17 protein-coding genes are annotated in these 17,452 nt (G+C 68.5%); 14 read left to right on the forward strand and 3 right to left on the reverse strand.

Annotated features, from left to right (window positions below; genetic code table 11):
• Positions 1-21: 21 nt before the first annotated feature.
• The 7 genes from ASF27_RS18010 to ASF27_RS18040 all read left to right on the forward strand — a co-directional run bounded on the left by ASF27_RS18010 (position 22) and on the right by ASF27_RS18040 (position 8,518).
• A complete protein-coding gene (locus ASF27_RS18010; RefSeq protein WP_018044280.1) occupies positions 22-771 on the forward strand; it encodes a response regulator transcription factor in 750 nt (249 codons plus the stop codon).
• Positions 768-2,096, forward strand: a complete 1,329-nt coding sequence (locus ASF27_RS18015; protein WP_026176008.1) for an ATP-binding protein — start codon at positions 768-770, stop codon at positions 2,094-2,096. The genes ASF27_RS18010 and ASF27_RS18015 overlap by 4 nt, the downstream gene beginning before the upstream one ends.
• Positions 2,097-2,195: 99 nt before the next feature.
• Complete coding sequence (locus ASF27_RS18020) at positions 2,196-2,453, forward strand: hypothetical protein (RefSeq protein ID WP_018044282.1); 258 nt, start codon at positions 2,196-2,198, stop codon at positions 2,451-2,453.
• 429 nt (positions 2,454-2,882) lie between these two features.
• Complete coding sequence (locus ASF27_RS18025; protein WP_018044283.1) at positions 2,883-3,140, forward strand: hypothetical protein; 258 nt, start codon at positions 2,883-2,885, stop codon at positions 3,138-3,140.
• A gap of 213 nt (positions 3,141-3,353) precedes the next feature.
• Positions 3,354-3,716, forward strand: coding sequence for a hypothetical protein (locus ASF27_RS18030; RefSeq protein WP_238254234.1), 363 nt, complete (start codon positions 3,354-3,356; stop codon positions 3,714-3,716).
• Positions 3,717-3,860: 144 nt separating this feature from the next.
• Positions 3,861-5,264, forward strand: a complete 1,404-nt coding sequence (locus tag ASF27_RS18035) for an efflux RND transporter periplasmic adaptor subunit (protein WP_018044286.1) — start codon at positions 3,861-3,863, stop codon at positions 5,262-5,264.
• Between the two features lie 11 nt (positions 5,265-5,275).
• A complete protein-coding gene (locus tag ASF27_RS18040; protein WP_018044287.1) occupies positions 5,276-8,518 on the forward strand; it encodes a CusA/CzcA family heavy metal efflux RND transporter in 3,243 nt (1,080 codons plus the stop codon).
• Positions 8,519-8,739: 221 nt separating this feature from the next.
• Here ASF27_RS18040 and ASF27_RS18045 read toward each other — a convergent pair whose 3' ends face one another.
• Complete coding sequence (locus tag ASF27_RS18045) at positions 8,740-9,141, reverse strand: helix-turn-helix domain-containing protein (RefSeq protein ID WP_026176009.1); 402 nt, start codon at positions 9,139-9,141, stop codon at positions 8,740-8,742.
• A 117-nt stretch (positions 9,142-9,258) separates the two neighbouring features.
• Here ASF27_RS18045 and ASF27_RS18050 point away from each other — a divergent pair, with 117 nt between their 5' ends.
• Both ASF27_RS18050 and lspA read left to right on the forward strand, forming a co-directional pair.
• A complete protein-coding gene (locus ASF27_RS18050; protein ID WP_056306597.1) occupies positions 9,259-11,424 on the forward strand; it encodes a heavy metal translocating P-type ATPase in 2,166 nt (721 codons plus the stop codon).
• Positions 11,425-11,428: 4 nt separating this feature from the next.
• A complete protein-coding gene (gene lspA, locus ASF27_RS18055) occupies positions 11,429-11,956 on the forward strand; it encodes a signal peptidase II (RefSeq protein ID WP_056362290.1) in 528 nt (175 codons plus the stop codon).
• A 147-nt stretch (positions 11,957-12,103) separates the two neighbouring features.
• Here the strand turns inward: lspA and ASF27_RS18060 are convergent, their stop codons facing one another.
• A complete protein-coding gene (locus tag ASF27_RS18060) occupies positions 12,104-12,850 on the reverse strand; it encodes a phosphatase PAP2 family protein (protein ID WP_056362292.1) in 747 nt (248 codons plus the stop codon).
• A 538-nt stretch (positions 12,851-13,388) separates the two neighbouring features.
• Between ASF27_RS18060 and ASF27_RS18065 the strand changes: the two genes are divergently transcribed.
• Genes ASF27_RS18065 through ASF27_RS18085 form a run of 5 tightly spaced genes read left to right on the forward strand, consistent with a single transcriptional unit; the run spans position 13,389 to position 16,356 of the window.
• A complete protein-coding gene (locus tag ASF27_RS18065; RefSeq protein WP_018044292.1) occupies positions 13,389-13,772 on the forward strand; it encodes a hypothetical protein in 384 nt (127 codons plus the stop codon).
• A gap of 13 nt (positions 13,773-13,785) precedes the next feature.
• Positions 13,786-14,295, forward strand: a complete 510-nt coding sequence (locus ASF27_RS18070; RefSeq protein WP_018044293.1) for an RNA polymerase sigma factor — start codon at positions 13,786-13,788, stop codon at positions 14,293-14,295.
• The gene (locus ASF27_RS18075; protein WP_018044294.1) at positions 14,292-15,101 is read left to right on the forward strand and encodes an anti-sigma factor; all 810 of its coding nucleotides are present in this window, start codon (positions 14,292-14,294) and stop codon (positions 15,099-15,101) included. Before ASF27_RS18070 ends, ASF27_RS18075 begins: the two co-directional genes overlap by 4 nt.
• Entirely contained in the window at positions 15,098-15,988 is an 891-nt protein-coding gene (locus tag ASF27_RS18080; RefSeq protein ID WP_018044295.1) for a LysR family transcriptional regulator, read from the forward strand. The genes ASF27_RS18075 and ASF27_RS18080 overlap by 4 nt, the downstream gene beginning before the upstream one ends.
• A complete protein-coding gene (locus ASF27_RS18085) occupies positions 15,985-16,356 on the forward strand; it encodes a DUF202 domain-containing protein (protein ID WP_018044296.1) in 372 nt (123 codons plus the stop codon). The genes ASF27_RS18080 and ASF27_RS18085 overlap by 4 nt, the downstream gene beginning before the upstream one ends.
• Before the next feature lie 3 nt (positions 16,357-16,359).
• Here the strand turns inward: ASF27_RS18085 and ASF27_RS18090 are convergent, their stop codons facing one another.
• Positions 16,360-17,445: a sulfite oxidase gene (locus tag ASF27_RS18090; protein WP_018044297.1), complete on the reverse strand. Its 1,086-nt coding sequence runs from the start codon at positions 17,443-17,445 to the stop codon at positions 16,360-16,362.
• Positions 17,446-17,452 lie beyond the last annotated feature (7 nt).

Here is a 17,452-nt window from a genome sequence, read left to right on the forward strand (position 1 = left end):
CATTGCAGGACGGAGGAATCGTTGATCCACGAAAACGGGGGCAACGCGGGTTCCGATGGTTCGGAACACGTCCTCCTCGTCGAGGATGACGACGGCCTGCGTCTGCTGGTCACCCGCCTTCTCCGCGAGGCGGGCTATCGTGTCACCGGTTGCAGAAGCGCCATTGAATTCTGGCGCCTCCTGCCTGCCGGTGGCGTCGACCTCGTCCTGCTTGACGTGATGCTGCCCGGGGCCTCGGGCCTTGACCTGCTCCGGGCGTTGCGCGCGAGGAGCACGGTGCCGGTGATCATGGTCAGCGCCCGCAACGAGGAGGCCGACCGGGTGCTTGGGTTGGAACTTGGGGCCGACGACTACGTGGCCAAGCCCTTCGGCCGGCCCGAGCTCCTGGCCCGTGTCCGTGCCGTCTTGCGCCGCGCCTCCATGGCACCCTCGTCGCCCTCGTCCCCGGTATCCGAGGTGCTCTCCTTCTCAGGCTGGAGGCTCGACATGCGCAGCCGCTCGCTCGTCGATCCCGAGGGGGCGGCCGTCGACCTCTCCGGCGCCGAGTACGACCTCCTCCTCGTCTTCCTCGAACACCCGGGGCGCGTGCTGGGCCGGGAGATGATCCTCGAACTGTCCCGTGCCAGGCTCGGGTCCCCCACGGATCGCAGCGTCGACACCCTGGTGAGCCGCCTGCGGCGCAAGCTCGAACCGCCCGAGGGCCTGCCTCCGGTCATCAAGACCGTGCGCGGGGCCGGCTACATGCTCGCCTCGAAGGTTGAGCGCGCTTGAGACGCCTGGCACCCTTGGCCCGCAGCCTGGAAGCCCGAACGGTCGCAGTCCTGCTCCTGGCCATCCTCGCCGTCCACGGCGGGGCACTGCTTCTCTATCGGCAATCCGCGACCGCCGCGGCGGACGATGCGTTCGCGCGGCAGGTCGCCAACCAGCTTACCCTGGCGCGCGAGGCGGTGCTCCGCCGCCCACAGACCGAACGCGACGCCGAGGCGAAGGCCCTGTCGTCCGCGCATTTCGAGCTGGGATGGTCGCCGACCTCGACCCTGCTCCCTGACAGGGCCGGCGACCCGGCGATGTGGTCGCTCAGGTCCCGGATGATCGCGTCGGAGCCGAGCCTCGAACCCGGTCTCGCACTCGCGATGGACAGTGGCCACGAGGCCCTTCATCAGGAGGACCTGGGCGGTGCGCTCGCCCTGGCGGACGGGAGTTTTTTGACCTTCCGCTCGGCCCATGCACCCGGCCTCGCACGGCTCGGATCGTGGGCCTACCTCGCGACGGCGATGGCCATCCTCGTCGGTGTCGCCGCCGTCGTTCTGATGCACCGGATCGCGGGACCGTTGCGCGACCTCACCCGCGCTACGGCCGAAATCGGGCACGGAAAGGTGGTCCCCGTGAGGGAAGCCGGCCCCGACGAGACCCGCGATATCGCCCGGGCCCTCAACGCGATGCAGGACCGCATCCATCGGCTGGTGACGGAACGGACCCAGGCCCTGGCGGCCGTCTCCCACGACCTGCGCACCCCCATCGCGCGGCTTCGCCTCCGCCTCGACGGGCTGCCCGAGGGCGGCGAGATCCGGGCGATGGGCTCGGACCTCGACGACATGCAGGCGATGGTCGATTCGACCCTGGCGTACCTTCGGGGCGACGCGGACCCGGAGCCGCGCCAGGTTGCCAACGTCGCGAGCGTCCTCATGAGCATCGCCGACACGTCCTCGGACGCTGGCCGCGAGGTCGCCTATGCGGGCCCTGGCCGCGCACTCGCGACGGTGCGCCCAGTTGCGCTGCGACGCGCGCTCGACAACGTCGTCGACAACGCCGTGCGTTACGGGACCCGCGCCTTTATTTCGCTCGACGTGGAGCCGGAAGAGCTGGTGCTCACCGTCGAGGACGATGGTCCAGGCATCCCGCCTGAAGAGGTCGCCCGCGCCTTCGAGCCGTTCACCCGCCTCGAAGCGTCGCGGAACCGCAACACCGGCGGCACCGGCCTCGGCCTGACCATCGCGCGCCGGATCGTCGAGGCGGAGGGAGGCGGCATCGCCCTATCCAATCGGTCGGGAGGCGGCCTTCGGGTCCGGATCTCCCTGCCGCGCGCCGGTCGCTGACACACTTCGTCACGAACCAGGCGTCCGGGTGTAAAACAGGGTCGCTATCTCAGGTCTCGAAGCGGCCGCACCGGCTGCCGAACCCCAGGGATCAGAATTATGAAGCGTACCATCGCCGCCCTTCTCACCCTCGGCCTACTAGCAGGCCTCTCGGCTCCCGCCTACGCCGCCGAGGACGGGCATGGGAACGCGAACAATCCCGAGCGCTCCGTGCCGAACACCGGCGGCGTGGCCGGTGGCCCGGCCCATCGCGACGACCCGCGCGAGAGCGAGGCCCGCGAGGTCGGCAAGGACGGCAAGCCCGTCCATTCCGACAAGGATGGGCACGCCCACGGTCACTCCCACGGCAAGAAGTGAGCGGACGACGCTGACCTCGGAAGGCCGGGAGGATGCACCGATGCGTACGCTTCCCCTCCTGGTCGTCTTCGCCTTCCTTGCCGTCGGCATAGGCTACGCCCTTGGCGGGGGATGACCGGTCCGCTCCCGCCCGACGGCTTCACGGTACGGTAGTGCCCTCCTCGGTGCCGTGAACCGCCCGCCTCGGCCTCGTGCCGGGGCGGGCACCCCTCCCGTGGTCCTTCCAGTCTCCGCCCGACCACGAAGAGCTGTTGCGCTTCCATGCCGTAACCCGCGTGGGTGCCGCCCTGCAGGATCGTCGTTTCGCGCACACGATCCCGCGTCGCACGAACTCCCTTGCCAAATATTCCCGAATTTCACCGGGAGCATTCGGATCGGTTTTCTCGATCCGTACGTTCCTGCGCAGTATTCGAGAGAGGGAGCCTCAACATGAAGACCAAGTTCGGAGCCATCGCCGCCATCGTGACCCTGGCCTTTTCGCCGGTCGCGGCCCTTGCGCAGCACATCGATGTCGGCCCGGGCGGCGTCAGGGTCCATGGCGACGGTCATGGTGAGCGCCACGGCGAGGGGCATCACGGGGACCGCCATGAACACCGCGAGGTCGTGCGCGAGCATCACCACCATGACGACCACCACGATGACCATCACGGCGGCGAGCGTCGCACGACGATCATCGAGCGTCACTGAGTTCTGCCGATCCGGGATCTCGTGAACCTGTTTCACGGCGTCCCGGATATCTTCATCCACGCTTCCATGAACGGCTGTTTCAGGCTATGGGGAACGTCGGTACTACGGCGAGCGCCGGCACCACCACCATCACCACGACGACTATTAAGGTTCGACCCTGCCAAAGGGCCATCCGGCATGTACGGGTGGCCCTGAATCGTTCATAAGGCGACCATGACCACGGGACCTCGGATCAGGGCCTACGAGACGATGCGCGGCTGGTGGGCGACCACCGTGCGAGTGCTCTCGCTCGTCTTGGTCCTGGCGCTCGTCGTCCCGGGCGCGATCCATTCCGCCGAGGCCCACCGGTCCGTTGGTCACGAACTGTCCGTGTCCGCACCAACCCTGGCAGCCGCCGTCGATCACTCCGATGCCTGCCCCGCCTGCCATGCCACCTGCGGCTGCCATCAGGCACTCAGCGTCGACGGGACGCCGGCCCTACCGCCCCGCGGGACGGGGCGTGCCTCCTACGCGACCGTGACCACACCCATCGGATCGGTCTCGCCCGACCGCCAACCCAGGCCGCCTCGCGCCTGAGGCGACGCCGCCACGTCCGTGGCGCGTCCCGGCCGGCCCCACACGGGTCACGGCTGCCTCTAATTCGCGAAATACCCAGTACGGGACCGTTTCCCGCCGCCTAAGCGGCCGTGCGACGTCCCGGTCGGAACCCGGCCCATTCCCATGCGTGCATTCCTTTCCGTGGCTTTCCTGGCCATCGGCATCGTCATCGGCGGTGCCTTCCCCCGTGTGTCCGAGGTCGTGCAGGGCGCCCTCGCGGCCGCCGGCCTCACGAACGCCCGGGCGACGCCCCCAACCAATGCGGCCGTTACCAGGCCGGTGACACCCGCAGCCGACGATGGGCACGGTCACGGCGACCATGGCCACGAGCATGCCGACGGCGAGCCCAAGCCTTCCGGCGAGCACAAGCACTCCGAGGGAGAGGCCAAGCCCGAAGCCGGTGGCCACAAGCACGCCGAGGGCGAGGCGAACGGCCACGACGAGGAGGGCGAGGGCAAGATCAAGATGACGGCCGAGCAGGCCGCCGAGCAGGACATCGAGCTGGCGATGGTCGAGGGCGGGATTCTCTCGCGCCATTTGCTGGTGCCCGGCACCATCGCGCAGGACGCCGACCGGATCGCACGCGTTCCCGTGCGGGTCGTCGGCACCGTGTCCGAAATGCGCAAGCGCCTCGGCGAGGAGGTCGCCAAGGGCGAGGTCGTGGCCGTACTCGACAGCCGCGAGGTCGCCGAGGCCAAGAGCGACTTCCTCACCGCGACGGTCAAGGCTGACCTGGAGAAGACGAACTTCGACCGCCAGCAGGCCCTCTGGGACAAGCGGATCTCCGCGGAATCGGCATTCCTGAACGCGAAGGCCGCCTACTCGGAGGCGACGCTCAGGGTCGATCTCGCGCGCCAGAAGCTGTCGGCCCTTGGCCTGAACGCCGCCGAGGTGGCGACGTCCGCCAGGAAGGACGAGACCACGCCGAACCTGTCGAGCCTACGCCGCTACGAATTGAAGTCACCCCTCGCCGGGCGGGTGGTCGAGCGCAAGGTCGACGTCGGCACCGCCGTGGGCAAGGAAGGCGACCCGGCCGACGTCTACACGGTCGCCGACCTGTCCTCGGTGTGGATCGAGCTCGCGGTTCCGACCACCGAACTCTCGAAGGTCCGCGAGGGTGCCAAGGTGACCATCGTCGGCGACGCCGCCGCCCGCGGCGAGGGCAAGGTGGTGTTCGTCAGTCCCATCCTCAACCCGGAGACGCGCTCGGCTCGGGTCATCGTCGCCCTGCCGAACAAGGACATGGCCTGGCGGCCCGGCACCTTCGTCACCACCGAGGTCGAGATCGCCCAGGACAAGGTCAAGGTGCGGCTGCCCAAGTCCGCCATCCAGACCATCGGCGGCGAGAAGGTCGCCTTCGTGCGGACCCCGGAGGGCTTCGAGCGCCGGGACGTGACTCTCGGCAGGGCCGACGATGACGCCTTCGAGATCCTTACCGGCCTCAATCCCGGGGAAGAGGTCGCTGTGGCCAACTCCTTTGTCCTGAAGGCCGAGCTCGGCAAGGCCGAAGCCGACCACGCGCACTGAGGGCGGCCATCATGATCTCGAAGATCCTCGACTTCTCTGTCCACCAGCGCTGGCTCGTGGTGCTTCTGTCGCTGCTGGCGGCAGGGTTCGGTGTGTTCTCGCTGACCAAGCTCCCCATCGACGCGGTGCCAGACATCACCAACAACCAAGTCCAGATCAACACCACGGCGCCCTCGTTGTCGCCGGTCGATATCGAAAAAATCATCACGTATCAGGTCGAGACGGCACTCGCGGGCATCAAGGGGCTGGAATACACCCGCTCGCTCTCACGAAACGGGTTCTCCCAGGTCACTGCCGTCTTCTCCGAGACGACGGACATCTACTTCGCCCGCCAACAGGTTGCTGAGCGCCTTCAGGAGGCTGAGGCGGCGATGCCGTCCGGGGTTGAGCCGCGCATGGGGCCAATCTCGACCGGGCTCGGCGAGATCTACATGTGGTCGGTGCACTACGCGAAGCCCGGGGAGCGCAAGGTCTCGCCCGTCGGTAAGCCCGGCTGGCAGTCGGACGAAAGCTATCTTACCCCCGAGGGCCAGAGGCTGAGGACAGAGCTCGAACGCACAGCCTATCTGCGCACGGTCCAGGACTGGATCATCCGTCCCCAGGTGAAGACCGTGCGGGGCGTGGCCGGCGTCGACGGCATCGGCGGCTTCGAGAAGCAGTACCATGTCCAGCCCGATCCAATGAGGCTGACCGCCCTCGACCTGTCATTCGCCGACATCGGCCGTGCGCTGGAAGCCAACAACGCCAACCAGGGTGCGCGCTACCTGGAGGACAACGGCGAGGGCTACGTCGTGCGCGCCGCTGGCCGCCTGGAGACCATGGAGGACATCGGTTCGGTCGTCGTGACCACGCGCGGCGGCGTGCCGGTGCGTATCTCCGACATCGCTGAGGTCCGTATCGGGCGCGACCTGCGCACCGGCTCGGGCAGCGAGGACGGGCAGGAAGTTGTCATCGGCACCGCACTGATGCTCATCGGCGAGAACAGCCGCACCGTGGCCGCCGCCGTCGATGCACGCATGACCGAGATCCGGCGCACGCTCCCGCCGGGTATCGAGGTCCAGACGGTCCTCAATCGCACCGTCCTCGTCGAGGCCACCATCCGGACGGTGGCGAAGAACCTAGCCGAGGGCGCCGCCCTCGTCGTCGTCGTCCTGTTCCTATTGCTGGGCAACATCCGCGCAGCCATCGTCACGGCGCTGGTCATCCCGGTGGCGATGCTGATGACCATGACCGGCATGGTCCAGGGCCGCATCAGCGCTAACCTGATGAGCCTCGGTGCCCTCGACTTCGGCCTCATCGTCGATGGGGCCGTCATCATCACCGAGAACGCCCTGCGCCACCTCGCCGAGAGACAGGCGGAGCTCGGGCGCAAGCTCGAACTGGAGGAGCGCCTCGCTACCGTACGGGCCTCGGCCGAGGAGATGATCAAGCCGAGCCTCTACGGGCAGGCCATCATCATCCTCGTCTACGTGCCGCTCCTGACTTTCACCGGGGTCGAGGGCAAGATGTTCGAGCCGATGGCGCTCACCGTCATCATCGCTCTGGTCGCGGCCTTCGTCCTGTCGCTCACCTTCGTGCCGGCGATGATCGCCATCGTCATCACTGGCCGGGTCACCGAGACCGACAACCTCTTCGTCCGGGCGATCAAGGCTGCCTACCGTCCGGTCCTCGGGGCCGCCCTACGCGTGCCCATGCTGTTCGTCGCGGCCGCGCTCGTACTCCTTGTCGGCGCCGGCTTCCTGTTCAAGGGGCTGGGGCAGGAGTTCATTCCGCAACTTGACGAGAAGAGCATCGCGCTAAACGCCCAACGCATCCCGTCGACCTCCCTGACGCAGTCGCAGGCGATGCAGTTGAAGGTGGAGCAGGCCATCAGCCGATTCCCCCAGGTCGCCTACGTCTTCTCGAAGACCGGCACCGCGGAGGTCGCCTCTGACCCGATGCCGCCGAGCTCGTCCGACACCTTCGTCATCCTGAAGCCGCAGGAGGAATGGCCCGACCCGGACCTGTCCAAGGCCGAGTTGCAGGAGCAGATCGAAAAGGCCCTCGGGGCGCTCGCTGGCAACGTCTACGAGTTCTCCCAGCCGATCCAGCTTCGCTTCAATGAGCTGCTGGCCGGCACCCGCGGCGACCTTGCGGTTAAGGTGTTCGGCGAGGAGTTCGAGCCGATGCTCAAGGCCGCAAACCAGGTCGCTACGATCCTGCGCGGGACCGAGGGCGCCGACGACGTCAAGGTCGAGCAGACTGCTGGCTTGCCGTTCCTAGAAATCAAGATCAACAAGACCGAGGCCGCACGCCTCGGCCTGAGCACATCGGCCATCCAGGAGGTCGTCGGCGCGGCTATTGGCGGCCGCGAGGCCGGAATGGTGTTCGAGGGCGACCGGCGCTTCCCCATCGTGGTGCGCCTGAACGACAAGGTGCGAGAGGATCGTGAGGCCCTAGAGAACATCCCGATCCCGCTGCTTCCCGGGCTCAACGGTCGAGCATCCTCCGTACTGCTGAAGCAGGTCGCCAGCTTCTCGGTAACAGAGGGCCCCAACCAGATCTCGCGCGAGAACGGCCGGCGCCGAGTCGTAGTCACTGCCAACGTGCGCGGCCGCGACATCGGCTCGCTCGTGGCCGAGGCCCAGGCCAAGGTGGCGTCTGGGGTCTCGCTCCCGGCCGGCTACTACGTCACTTGGGGTGGCCAGTTTGAGAACCTGGCCTCGGCGCGCCAGCGCCTGATGGTGGTGGTGCCGGTCTGCTTCTTCCTGATCTTCCTGCTGCTGTTCTCGGCCCTGAACTCGGCCCGGGACGCTCTCCTGGTGTTCAGCGCCGTGCCCCTGGCGCTCACCGGTGGCATCGCGGCCCTATGGCTGCGGGGCATGCCGTTCTCGGTGCCCGCGGCCGTTGGCTTTATCGCCCTGTCCGGGGTGGCGGTGCTCAACGGCCTCGTGATGCTGACCTACATCAAGCAGCTCATCGCCGATGGGCGTCCGCAGCGTGAGGCTATCCTGGAGGGCGCCATGACCCGGCTTCGTCCGGTGGCAATGACCGCCCTAGTGGCGTCCCTCGGGTTCGTGCCGATGGCGCTGGCGACCGAGACCGGTGCCGAGATCCAGCGTCCGCTGGCGACCGTCGTCATCGGCGGCCTTATCTCGGCGACCCTGCTGACCCTCGTCGTCCTGCCGGCCCTCTACGCCAAGTTCGCAGGGAAGATCGTCGTAAGGAAGGATCGGCCCATGCCGGTCCAACCGCACCTCCGGGCCGCCGAGTAGGAGGGCCGGATGAGTAAGAAGTTAGGTCGAGCCACGGCTCACTGGGGCGCTAAGGGTGGGCGTCGCAGACGCCACGTCAGGACGCATGTCCGTAAAGCGGCCCGGCATACGTTCTGGCTCGTGATGCTGGGCGTCCCGGCCTGCGTGTACCTTCTTTACTGCCTCTGCCACATCGGTGGGGAGCCGCATTTCCACCTGACCCCAACGAACCTCAGGCATCCTTAGGACAGCTCCCCGTGGGGGGACAACGCCTCGATGATGCGGCAGTCGGCGACCGACCCGCATCCGCATTGACCAATAACGTCGCGCAGTTCGTGGGCAAGCCGGGTTAGGTCGGAGAGTTTGCGCTCGACCTCCGCCAGGTGCGCGCGGGCGATGGTATCGACTTCGGTGCAGGAACGCTTGCGGTCGTCGGCTAAAGCGAGAAGCTCCCTGACCTGGTCCAGCGTGAAGCCAAGGTCCCGTCCACGTCTGATGAAGCCCAGACGACGCAGGTGCTCGGTACCGTAGAGGCGGTAATTGCCCGCCGACCGCGCCGGCGCCGGCAAAAGGTTGACCTTCTCGTACCAGCGGATTGTCTCAACGCTGGTGTTCGTCGCCGCCGCCAAATCGCCGATGGTCATGGAGGATGTGTGCGCCATGGCCTTGACCCTGTAGTTGCTACAGGGCGCATGTAGGTTCTCCGACCCGTCGGCACGAGGCCCAGGTCGACGGAGCTTGCCATGTCAGGGCCAGGAACCATGGGTGCGGTCCCCGCCGGTACCGCACTGCGCTACCGCGTTAAGGGCATGGACTGCCCGAGCTGCGCGACCAAGATCGAGACGGCCGTGACGCGCCTGCCCGGCGTCGGGGGCGTGCGGGTTAACTACACGGCCCAGGTCCTCGACCTTGTGCTCGACGAGGCTGCCACACCCCGAGCGGACCTGGAGGAGCGGATCACTGGTCTCGGCTACGGCGTCGCCACCCTGCCCACGGCCGCCGACCTCGCCCGTGCGCACGTCACCGGAGCGGACATCCCCGCCATTGAGGACGAGGAGGCGGAGCCGTCCGTCTGGCGCAGTCGCAAGGGCCTGCTGGCTCTGGCCATCGCCGGCCTGTTCGCTGCCGGCTTCCTCCTCGATCAGGTCCAACCGGGCCTAGCCGGTGAGTACGCCTACTGGCCCGGCGCGCTCCTTGGGCTCGCCTTCTACGGACGCCGGGCCATCGCCGCCGCGCGCAACGGCTCGCCGTTCTCCATCGAGATGCTGATGTCGGTCGCGACCGTCGGAGCTCTGGCCATCCATGCCGCCGAGGAAGCCGCGGTCGTGGTCCTGCTGTTCACCGTCGGCGAGATGCTCGAAGGCTTCGCGGCCGGCCGATCCCGCGCCGGCATCAAGGCGCTCGTGGGCCTGGTGCCGAAGACGGCGCGTTTGATCGAGGAGGACGGCGTCGTGCGCGAGGTGCCGGCCGCTTCCCTGGTGATCGGCCAGACCGTGCTGGTCCGCCCCGGCGACCGCGTGCCCGCCGACGGGGAGGTCACGGACGGCTCGTCTAGCCTCGACGAGTCCCCCATCACGGGAGAGTCCGTGCCCCGACCGAAGGAAATCGGGGACGCGGTCTACGCCGGCAGCGTCAACGCGGACGGCGCTCTGCAGGTCAGGGTGACCCGGATGCCGTCCGACAACACCGTCGCGCGCATCCTGCACATGGTGGAGGAAGCGCAGGCGTCGAAGTCTCCGACCGCCCGGTTCATCGACCGTTTCAGCGCCGTCTACACCCCCCTGGCGTTCGCCTTCGCCACGCTGGCGGCCCTCGGTCCACCCCTCCTGCTAGGGGCCGACTGGGGCACCTGGATCTATCGTGGGCTGGCGCTCCTACTGATCGCCTGTCCGTGCGCCCTCGTGCTCTCGACCCCCGCTGCCATCGCCTCGGGGCTGGCCGCTGGGGCGCGTCGCGGGCTCCTGGTTAAGGGCGGCGCGGCTTTGGAGACCATCGGCCGGGTCCGCACCGTCGCCTTCGACAAGACGGGGACGCTCACGGCAGGGCGTCCAAGGGTCACCGACGTCCTCCCATTTGCCCCGGACATGACGGATCGCACCCTGCTCGGGCTCGCGGCGACGGTGGAGGCCGGATCGAGCCACCCCATCGCTCGTGCGATCCTCGAACGTACGGAGGCCGACGCCATCCCCCTGCGCCCCGTACGCGATGCCCGTGCGGTTCCCGGCAAGGCCGTCCAGGCCACGGTCGCCGGTCGCACGGTCGCGGTGGCATCCCCGCGCCACGCCGCGACGCTGGCCAGCCTCTCGCCGGAAGCGGAAGCGACGGTGCAGGCCCTTGAGGAAGCCGGCAAGACCGCCGTCGTCGTGGTTCGGGACGGAGAGGCGCTCGGCGTCGTGGCGGTCCGGGACGAGCCCAGACAGGATGCGGCCGCCGGCGTCGCGGCCCTGCGCCGGCTTGGGGTCGAATGCGTGATGCTGACCGGCGACAACCGGCGCACCGGCGAGGCCATCGCCAAGGGCCTGGGACTATCGGTCCGGGCCGACCTGCTGCCGGCCGACAAGCTCGCCGAGATCGGCGCGTTGAAGGAGGTCGGCCCGGTCGCTATGGTCGGCGACGGCATCAACGACGCCCCCGCGCTCGCCTCCGCCAGCGTCGGCATTGCCATGGGCGGCGGCACAGACGCGGCACTGGAGACGGCTGACGCGGCCATCCTCAACGACCGGGTATCGGACGTGGCCGCCCTCGTGGCGCTGTCCCGGGCGACGCTCGGCAACATCCACCAAAACGTGGCCATCTCGCTGGGGCTCAAGGCCGTGTTCCTGGTGACGACGCTCGCAGGCATCACTGGGCTATGGCCGGCCATCCTGGCGGATACCGGGGCGACCGTCCTGGTGACGGCCAACGCCCTTCGCCTGCTCCGGGCTTGAGCCGATGCGTCTCATACGGGAAAGGGCCGGGTTCGGCGCCTTCGTCGTAATCGCTGTGACCGCGGCGGGCACCGACCTGTGGACCAAGGCGCTGGCGGTCGACAGGCTTTCCGACGAAACCGTGCACGCGGTACTGCCGATGCTCGACCTCAGGCTCGCGTTCAATCATGGCATCAGCTTCAGCCTGCTTCCGGCGCATGACGCGACGTCCTTGGTCGTCCTTCTTGCGCTTCAGGGAATGCTGACGGCCTACGTTGCCCGGTTGGCATTCCGCGCGACCGGAGCGTCGGAAGGAGTTGGTTTCGCCATCATGACCGGCGGTGCACTGGGAAACCTCATCGACCGATGGGTGGACGGCCGCGTCACGGACTTCCTCGACCTGCACCCGGCGGAGGTGCATTGGTTCACCTTCAACATGGCCGATATCTGGATCAGCCTCGGGGCCGCCTTGATAGCTTGGGAGGCAGTCGGCAAGCCGGGCGGGCCGAGACCACCAGCGCCGCTTGATCGGGCCGCCCTACGGGTCCCTTAACGGCGTCATTTCGGTCGTGCCCGTAATGGTCGAACGGCCTGGCCGCAGGCATGGACGATGCGGTCCTGCTAATTGAACGAATGCTGGGATGCGTCCGTCCCTTCAGTCAGGCGGAGGATGCGTTTAGGAAGAACGGCGCATGGGGTCCTATGCCTCGATGCCGGCCTCGCCCGCGACATGGTCGGGCTTCTCGACTTGACCGCGTCGCTGAAGCTGGAGGGCCACGACCCAGCACAGGACCGCCCAGGCCGACCCCACGCACCAGCCTGCCAGCACGTCGGTCGCGTAGTGGACCCCGACATAGACCCGGCTCAGCCCGACGACGACCGTGAGGAAGACGGCCAGCCCCATGAAGTACGCCTTCAGGCGAGCGCCCGCCGCCACGCGCGTCATGAGGGCGCCGAGTGTCAGGTAAGTCACGGCGGAGAGCATGGCGTGGCTGCTAGGGAAGCTGGCGGTGAACACCTGGATGCCGCCGGGGATCTCGGGTCGGGGCCGGTTGAAGAGGAGTTTCAGCCCGAAGCTGATGACCGTCCCGCCCAGGATCGATCCCACCACCAGGACCGCGGCCCCCTGCTTGCGGATCAGGAGCAGGTACCCTGCCACAGCCGCGATGAGGAAGCAGAGGACCACCATGCTGCCCAGGGAGGTCACGTCCCGGGCCATCTCGTGCAGCCAATCCGGTCCAATCGGACCAGCCGCGCCGGGTGGACGGAAGAAGTGGGCGACGCGGGTGTCGAACCCCATCGTGCCGCCCTCCATGACCTTGTCGGCCAGGAGACCAAACCCGAGGATGAGGGCGGCGACGCCAAACAGCGTCACGGGCAGACCGATCTCCCGCTTGCCGAGGCGCGCCATGATACCGGCACGGGCGGACGGAGAGGACTGGTTCATGCGCCCGAACTCCTGGATCGGTCCCTTGACGGTTGCTGGCTCGGGACACTCACCGCCTCATGCGGCAGAGCCGAAGAACCCGTTCGGATCCTCGCCCGTTCCCCCGCGGTGAGCGGCGAGCCAAGGAGAACCCGCACCTTTGTTGCCCGCAATGGTCGCATCCACGCCGAGATCCCTGTGGAGGAGGGCCTGAAACGTCGGATATCGACCCCGAGGCCTAGTGGTCGAAACCTGACGCTTGATACCGTCCGCTTCCGACCCAACTACGCCGTAAGAGCAAGCCAACGTATCTCTCGAAAGCAGACGTTGCAGTCGATCTCGCCGTGCGAGGGCATGATCTCGGATCTCCGCCTTTCAGAGTGGTGACGCCGCCGCATCATTCCTCTGACTGCTCCTGGGTGACGGCCGTATGCCGTGGTTGAGGACGAGTCGGCGGTCACGCTGACGTCACCAATCTTTTTCGTGTGTCAGTGGAATAGACGCGCCCGTTCGGCATCTCTCCCGATGCGGTCATGGTCGACCGCGGGAGACCTCACTCATGCACACCATGCTGATCCGCGCTGCCTTTGCGGCCTTCGCCTTCTCCGCCGCCGCCGCCCAGGCCGCTGCGCCTGCGATGACGGCCGAGACTGCCAAGGGGCCGGCGCTCGTCGATGCCAAGAGCATGACCCTCTACACCTTCGACAAGGACATGGGCGGCAAGTCGATGTGCAACGGCCCCTGCGCCGCCAACTGGCCGGCCCTGATGGCCGCCTCCGGCTCGGCTGCTAGTGGCGACTGGACGATGGTGACGCGGGACGACGGCACGATGCAGTGGGCCTACAAGGGCAAGCCGCTCTACACCTTCGCCAAGGATACGAAGCCCGGCGACATCACCGGCGACGGATTCCTCAACGGTGCATGGCACATCGCCAAGCCCTGATCGGTAAAGCCTCGTGGACGAGATCGCCGCCCTCATCGAACCGCAGATCCCAGCGTTGCGGCGCTACGCAGTCGCACTGTTGCGGGACCGCGAAGCGGCGGATGACCTCGTCCAGGACACGTTGGAGCGGGCGTTGTCCGGCTGGTCCGGACGTCGCCGCGACGGCGACCTGCGAGCCTGGCTGTTCACGATCGAGCGCAACCTGTTCCTCGGCACTGTTCGACGCCGGGGCCGGCGCGGCATCGATGTCGGCGCTGAGGCTTTGGAGCAGGTGCCCGATCCGGGTGCCGACCCCGAGGCCGTTATGGGGGCACGCGACGTGCTCACCGGACTCGACGCCCTGCCCGAGGAGCAGCGCTCAGTGCTACTGCTCGTCGCGGTCGAGGATCTGTCTTATGCGGAAGCGGCGCAGGTGCTCGGAGTACCGCTGGGCACGGTGATGTCGCGGTTAAGCCGAGCCCGGGAGCGGATGCGAAGTTTTCTGGAAACGGGCCGAACCGGCTTGTTGAGGAGGGTGAAATGAGCGGGGATCCACGCCCGGTCGGCGAGGACGACCTGCACGGCCTGATCGACGGTCGTCTCGAACCGGAGCGGCAGGCACTGGTCGAGGCATGGCTCAGGGGAAACCCCGCGCGGGCGGCCGAGGTCTCGGCGGATCGCGCCCTGCGCGAGCGCTTGCGTGCCCGCCTCGCGCCGATCGCCGAGGAGGCGATCCCGGCGCGGCTCCGGGTGGCCAACATCCGCTCGCGACATCGCCCGATAACCGGGCGCTGGCTTCCGGTCGCGGCTGCGGCCGTGCTCTGCCTCGCGGTTGGCGGTGCCGCCGGCTGGTTCGGCCATGCCGCGCGGCAGGTACCCACGGTCACGCTCGCGCGAACCGAGCCGGCGACCGACGACGCGGTGGCGGCCTTCCGCACCTACGTGGTCGAGGCGGTGCATCCAGTGGAGGTGCGCGCCGATGAGAAGCCACACCTCGTGACGTGGCTCTCGAAGCGCCTCGGCCGGGCGGTGACCACCCCCGACCTCACGGCCTACGGCTTCCGCCTGATGGGGGGCCGGCTGCTGCCGGCGGGTTCCGAATCCGCCGCGATGCTGATGTACGATGACGATCACGGCACCCGGCTGACGCTCTACAGCCGCGTAGGCGATGCGGATGGCCGCACGGTGTTCCGCTTCGCCCGCGAGGGCGACGTCGCCGCCTTCTCCTGGGTCGATGGCGGCATGTCCTACGTCGTCACCGGTCGCACCGACGAAGCGCGGCTTTTGACCGTCGCGCAGGCGGTTGACGCGCAGGTCCGTGGATTGCCGGTTCCGCCGCGGCAACCATGACCCTCGACCAACTCCGCATCTTCGTGGCGGTGGCCGAGCGGCAGCACGTAACCCGGGCTGCCGAGGCGCTGAACCTCGTGCAGTCGGCGGTCAGCACGGCGATCGCCAATATCGAGGGACGACACGCGACCAAGCTGTTCCATCGGGTCGGCCGCGGGATCGAGCTGACCGAGGCGGGACGCGTGTTCCTCGTCGAGGCCCGCGCGGTGCTCGCCCGGGCCGAGGCCGCCGAGCTGGTGCTCGCCGACCTCAGCGGCATGCGACGCGGGACGCTGGCCCTCTACGCCAGCCAGACCATCGCCAGCGACTGGCTGCCGCGCCACCTTGTCGCCTTCCGCCGGGCCTACCCTGAGATCGCCATCCGGCTGGCGGTGGGCAACACCACCGACGCTGCCGATGCGGTCCGCGCCGGGCAGGCCGAACTCGGCTTCGTCGAGGGGGCGCTGGACGACCCGACGCTCGCGAGCACCACCATTGCTCATGACCAGCTCGTCCTCGTGGTCGCCCCAGGCCATCCCTTCGCCGGAGCGACCGCCCTTGAACCCAAGGACCTCGCCGGGGCCGACTGGGTGCTGCGCGAGGGGGGATCGGGAACCCGCTCGGCCTTTGAGGCGGCGCTGGGTGCGGCCGGCCTCGCTGCGGCTCAACTCCAAGTCACACTCGAATTGCCCTCGAACGAGGCGGTCCGCGCCGCCGTCGAGGCCGGGGGCGGGGCCGCCGTGCTGTCCGAGACCGTGGTCGCCGCAGCGCTTCGAGCCGGGACCCTGGTACGGGCGGCGTTCGCCCTGCCGAGCCGGCCGTTCCGGGTACTGCGCCACAAGGAGCGCTACCGCAGCCGGGCCGCCGACGCGCTGCTCGATTTGATCGCAACGGCGGATGCCGAATGAGCGAGCCCGCGAAACCCGTTCCCCCCGACGACCCGCGGGTCAGGCTCGCCGAGGACCGCACGGTGCTGGCAGCCGAGCGCACCTTCGTGGCGTGGCTTCGCACCGGGCTCGCCTTCCTCGGCGTCGGCCTGGCCGCGCAGCGCTTCCTGCGAGAGGTGCTGGCGGTCTGGCCACTGAAGGTGCTGTCGCTCACGCTGATCGCCTGTGCGCTCGCCTCGTTCGCCGGCGCCGCATGGCGGGACCGAGCGATCCGGGCGCGACTCGCTCATGCCGAGATCCCGATGATGCCGCGCATCCTCACCGTCGGGGTTGCGGCCCTGCTCATCGCGATCTCGGGCCTCGCTGCCACCGCCCTGCTCTGGGCGTGACGGTCAGGCCACCGTTACCCGCACCCGGTGCCAGGCGGCGCTGAGGTAGCCCTTGTAGTTCCAGGTGTCGTCCGGCGCCGCAGGCTGGGTCTGGCCGGCGGAATCCCAGGCCCGTACCGCGAGTTCGTGCTCGCCGGTCGTCAGCTCGCGCTCGATCTCCCAGAACGTCCAGGCGTAGGGTGCGTCGGCGTCGCGGTCGATCCGGGCCTGCGCCCAGCTGCGACCGCCATCCGTCGAGACATCGACGCGGGCGACCGCGCGGTCACTGGCGATGGCGTAGCCGCGGATCGCGTGCCGGCCGGCCTTCAACGCCGCGCCGCGGGCGGGCTCGCAGATCGCGCTGTTGAGCGGCATCGCCTCGATGGTGATGCCGTGGGCGGGGTCCGCGGTCTCGGCGGTCACGTCGGGCGGAAACAGCTTGTAGTCGTCGGCCTGCATCGGGTTGTTGGAGGGGTGATCCTGCACCGTGATGCGGGCGAGCCATTTCGGGCTGCGGATGCCGGCAAAGCCCGGCACCACAACACGCAGCGGGTGACCGTGCTCGGGGGCGAGAAGCTCGCCGTTCATCGCGAAGGCGAGCAGCGTCTCGGGGGCGAGAGCCTTGGCGAGCGGGATCGAGGCGCCGAAGCGCGTGTCCGTATGGGCGATCCGGTCGTGGCTCTCGAAGGCGACGTGACGTGCGCCCCCCGCGTCGAGGCCGGCCGCGCGCAGCACCTCGGCGAGGCGCACGCCGGTCCATTCCGCGTTGCCGATGGCGCCGGGCGCCCACGGGTCGCCGGAGACCGGCGCCACCGCCAGCATGTCGGCCCGGCGGTTGCCGGCGCATTGCATCACCGCCGTGACGGTGACGGGCGCGAAGCGTTCCTTGAGATCGGCGAGCGAGAGGTCGAGCGACGTCGCGACCATCCCGTCGATAATCAGGCGGTAGCTGTCGGCGTCGAGGTCCGGGATGTCACCGTGGCTGCGGACGTAGAAGTCGGCCTGATCAGTCAGGAAGGCCGCGCGCAGGCGATCGAGCGGCGGCTCGGCGTTGTAGGGCGCCTTTCCGTGGACGATGAGGCGGTCCTTGCGCTGGAACAGGCCGAGCATGGGGTCT

Source organism: Methylobacterium sp. Leaf102 (genome assembly GCF_001422425.1).
GTDB lineage: Bacteria > Pseudomonadota > Alphaproteobacteria > Rhizobiales > Beijerinckiaceae > Methylobacterium.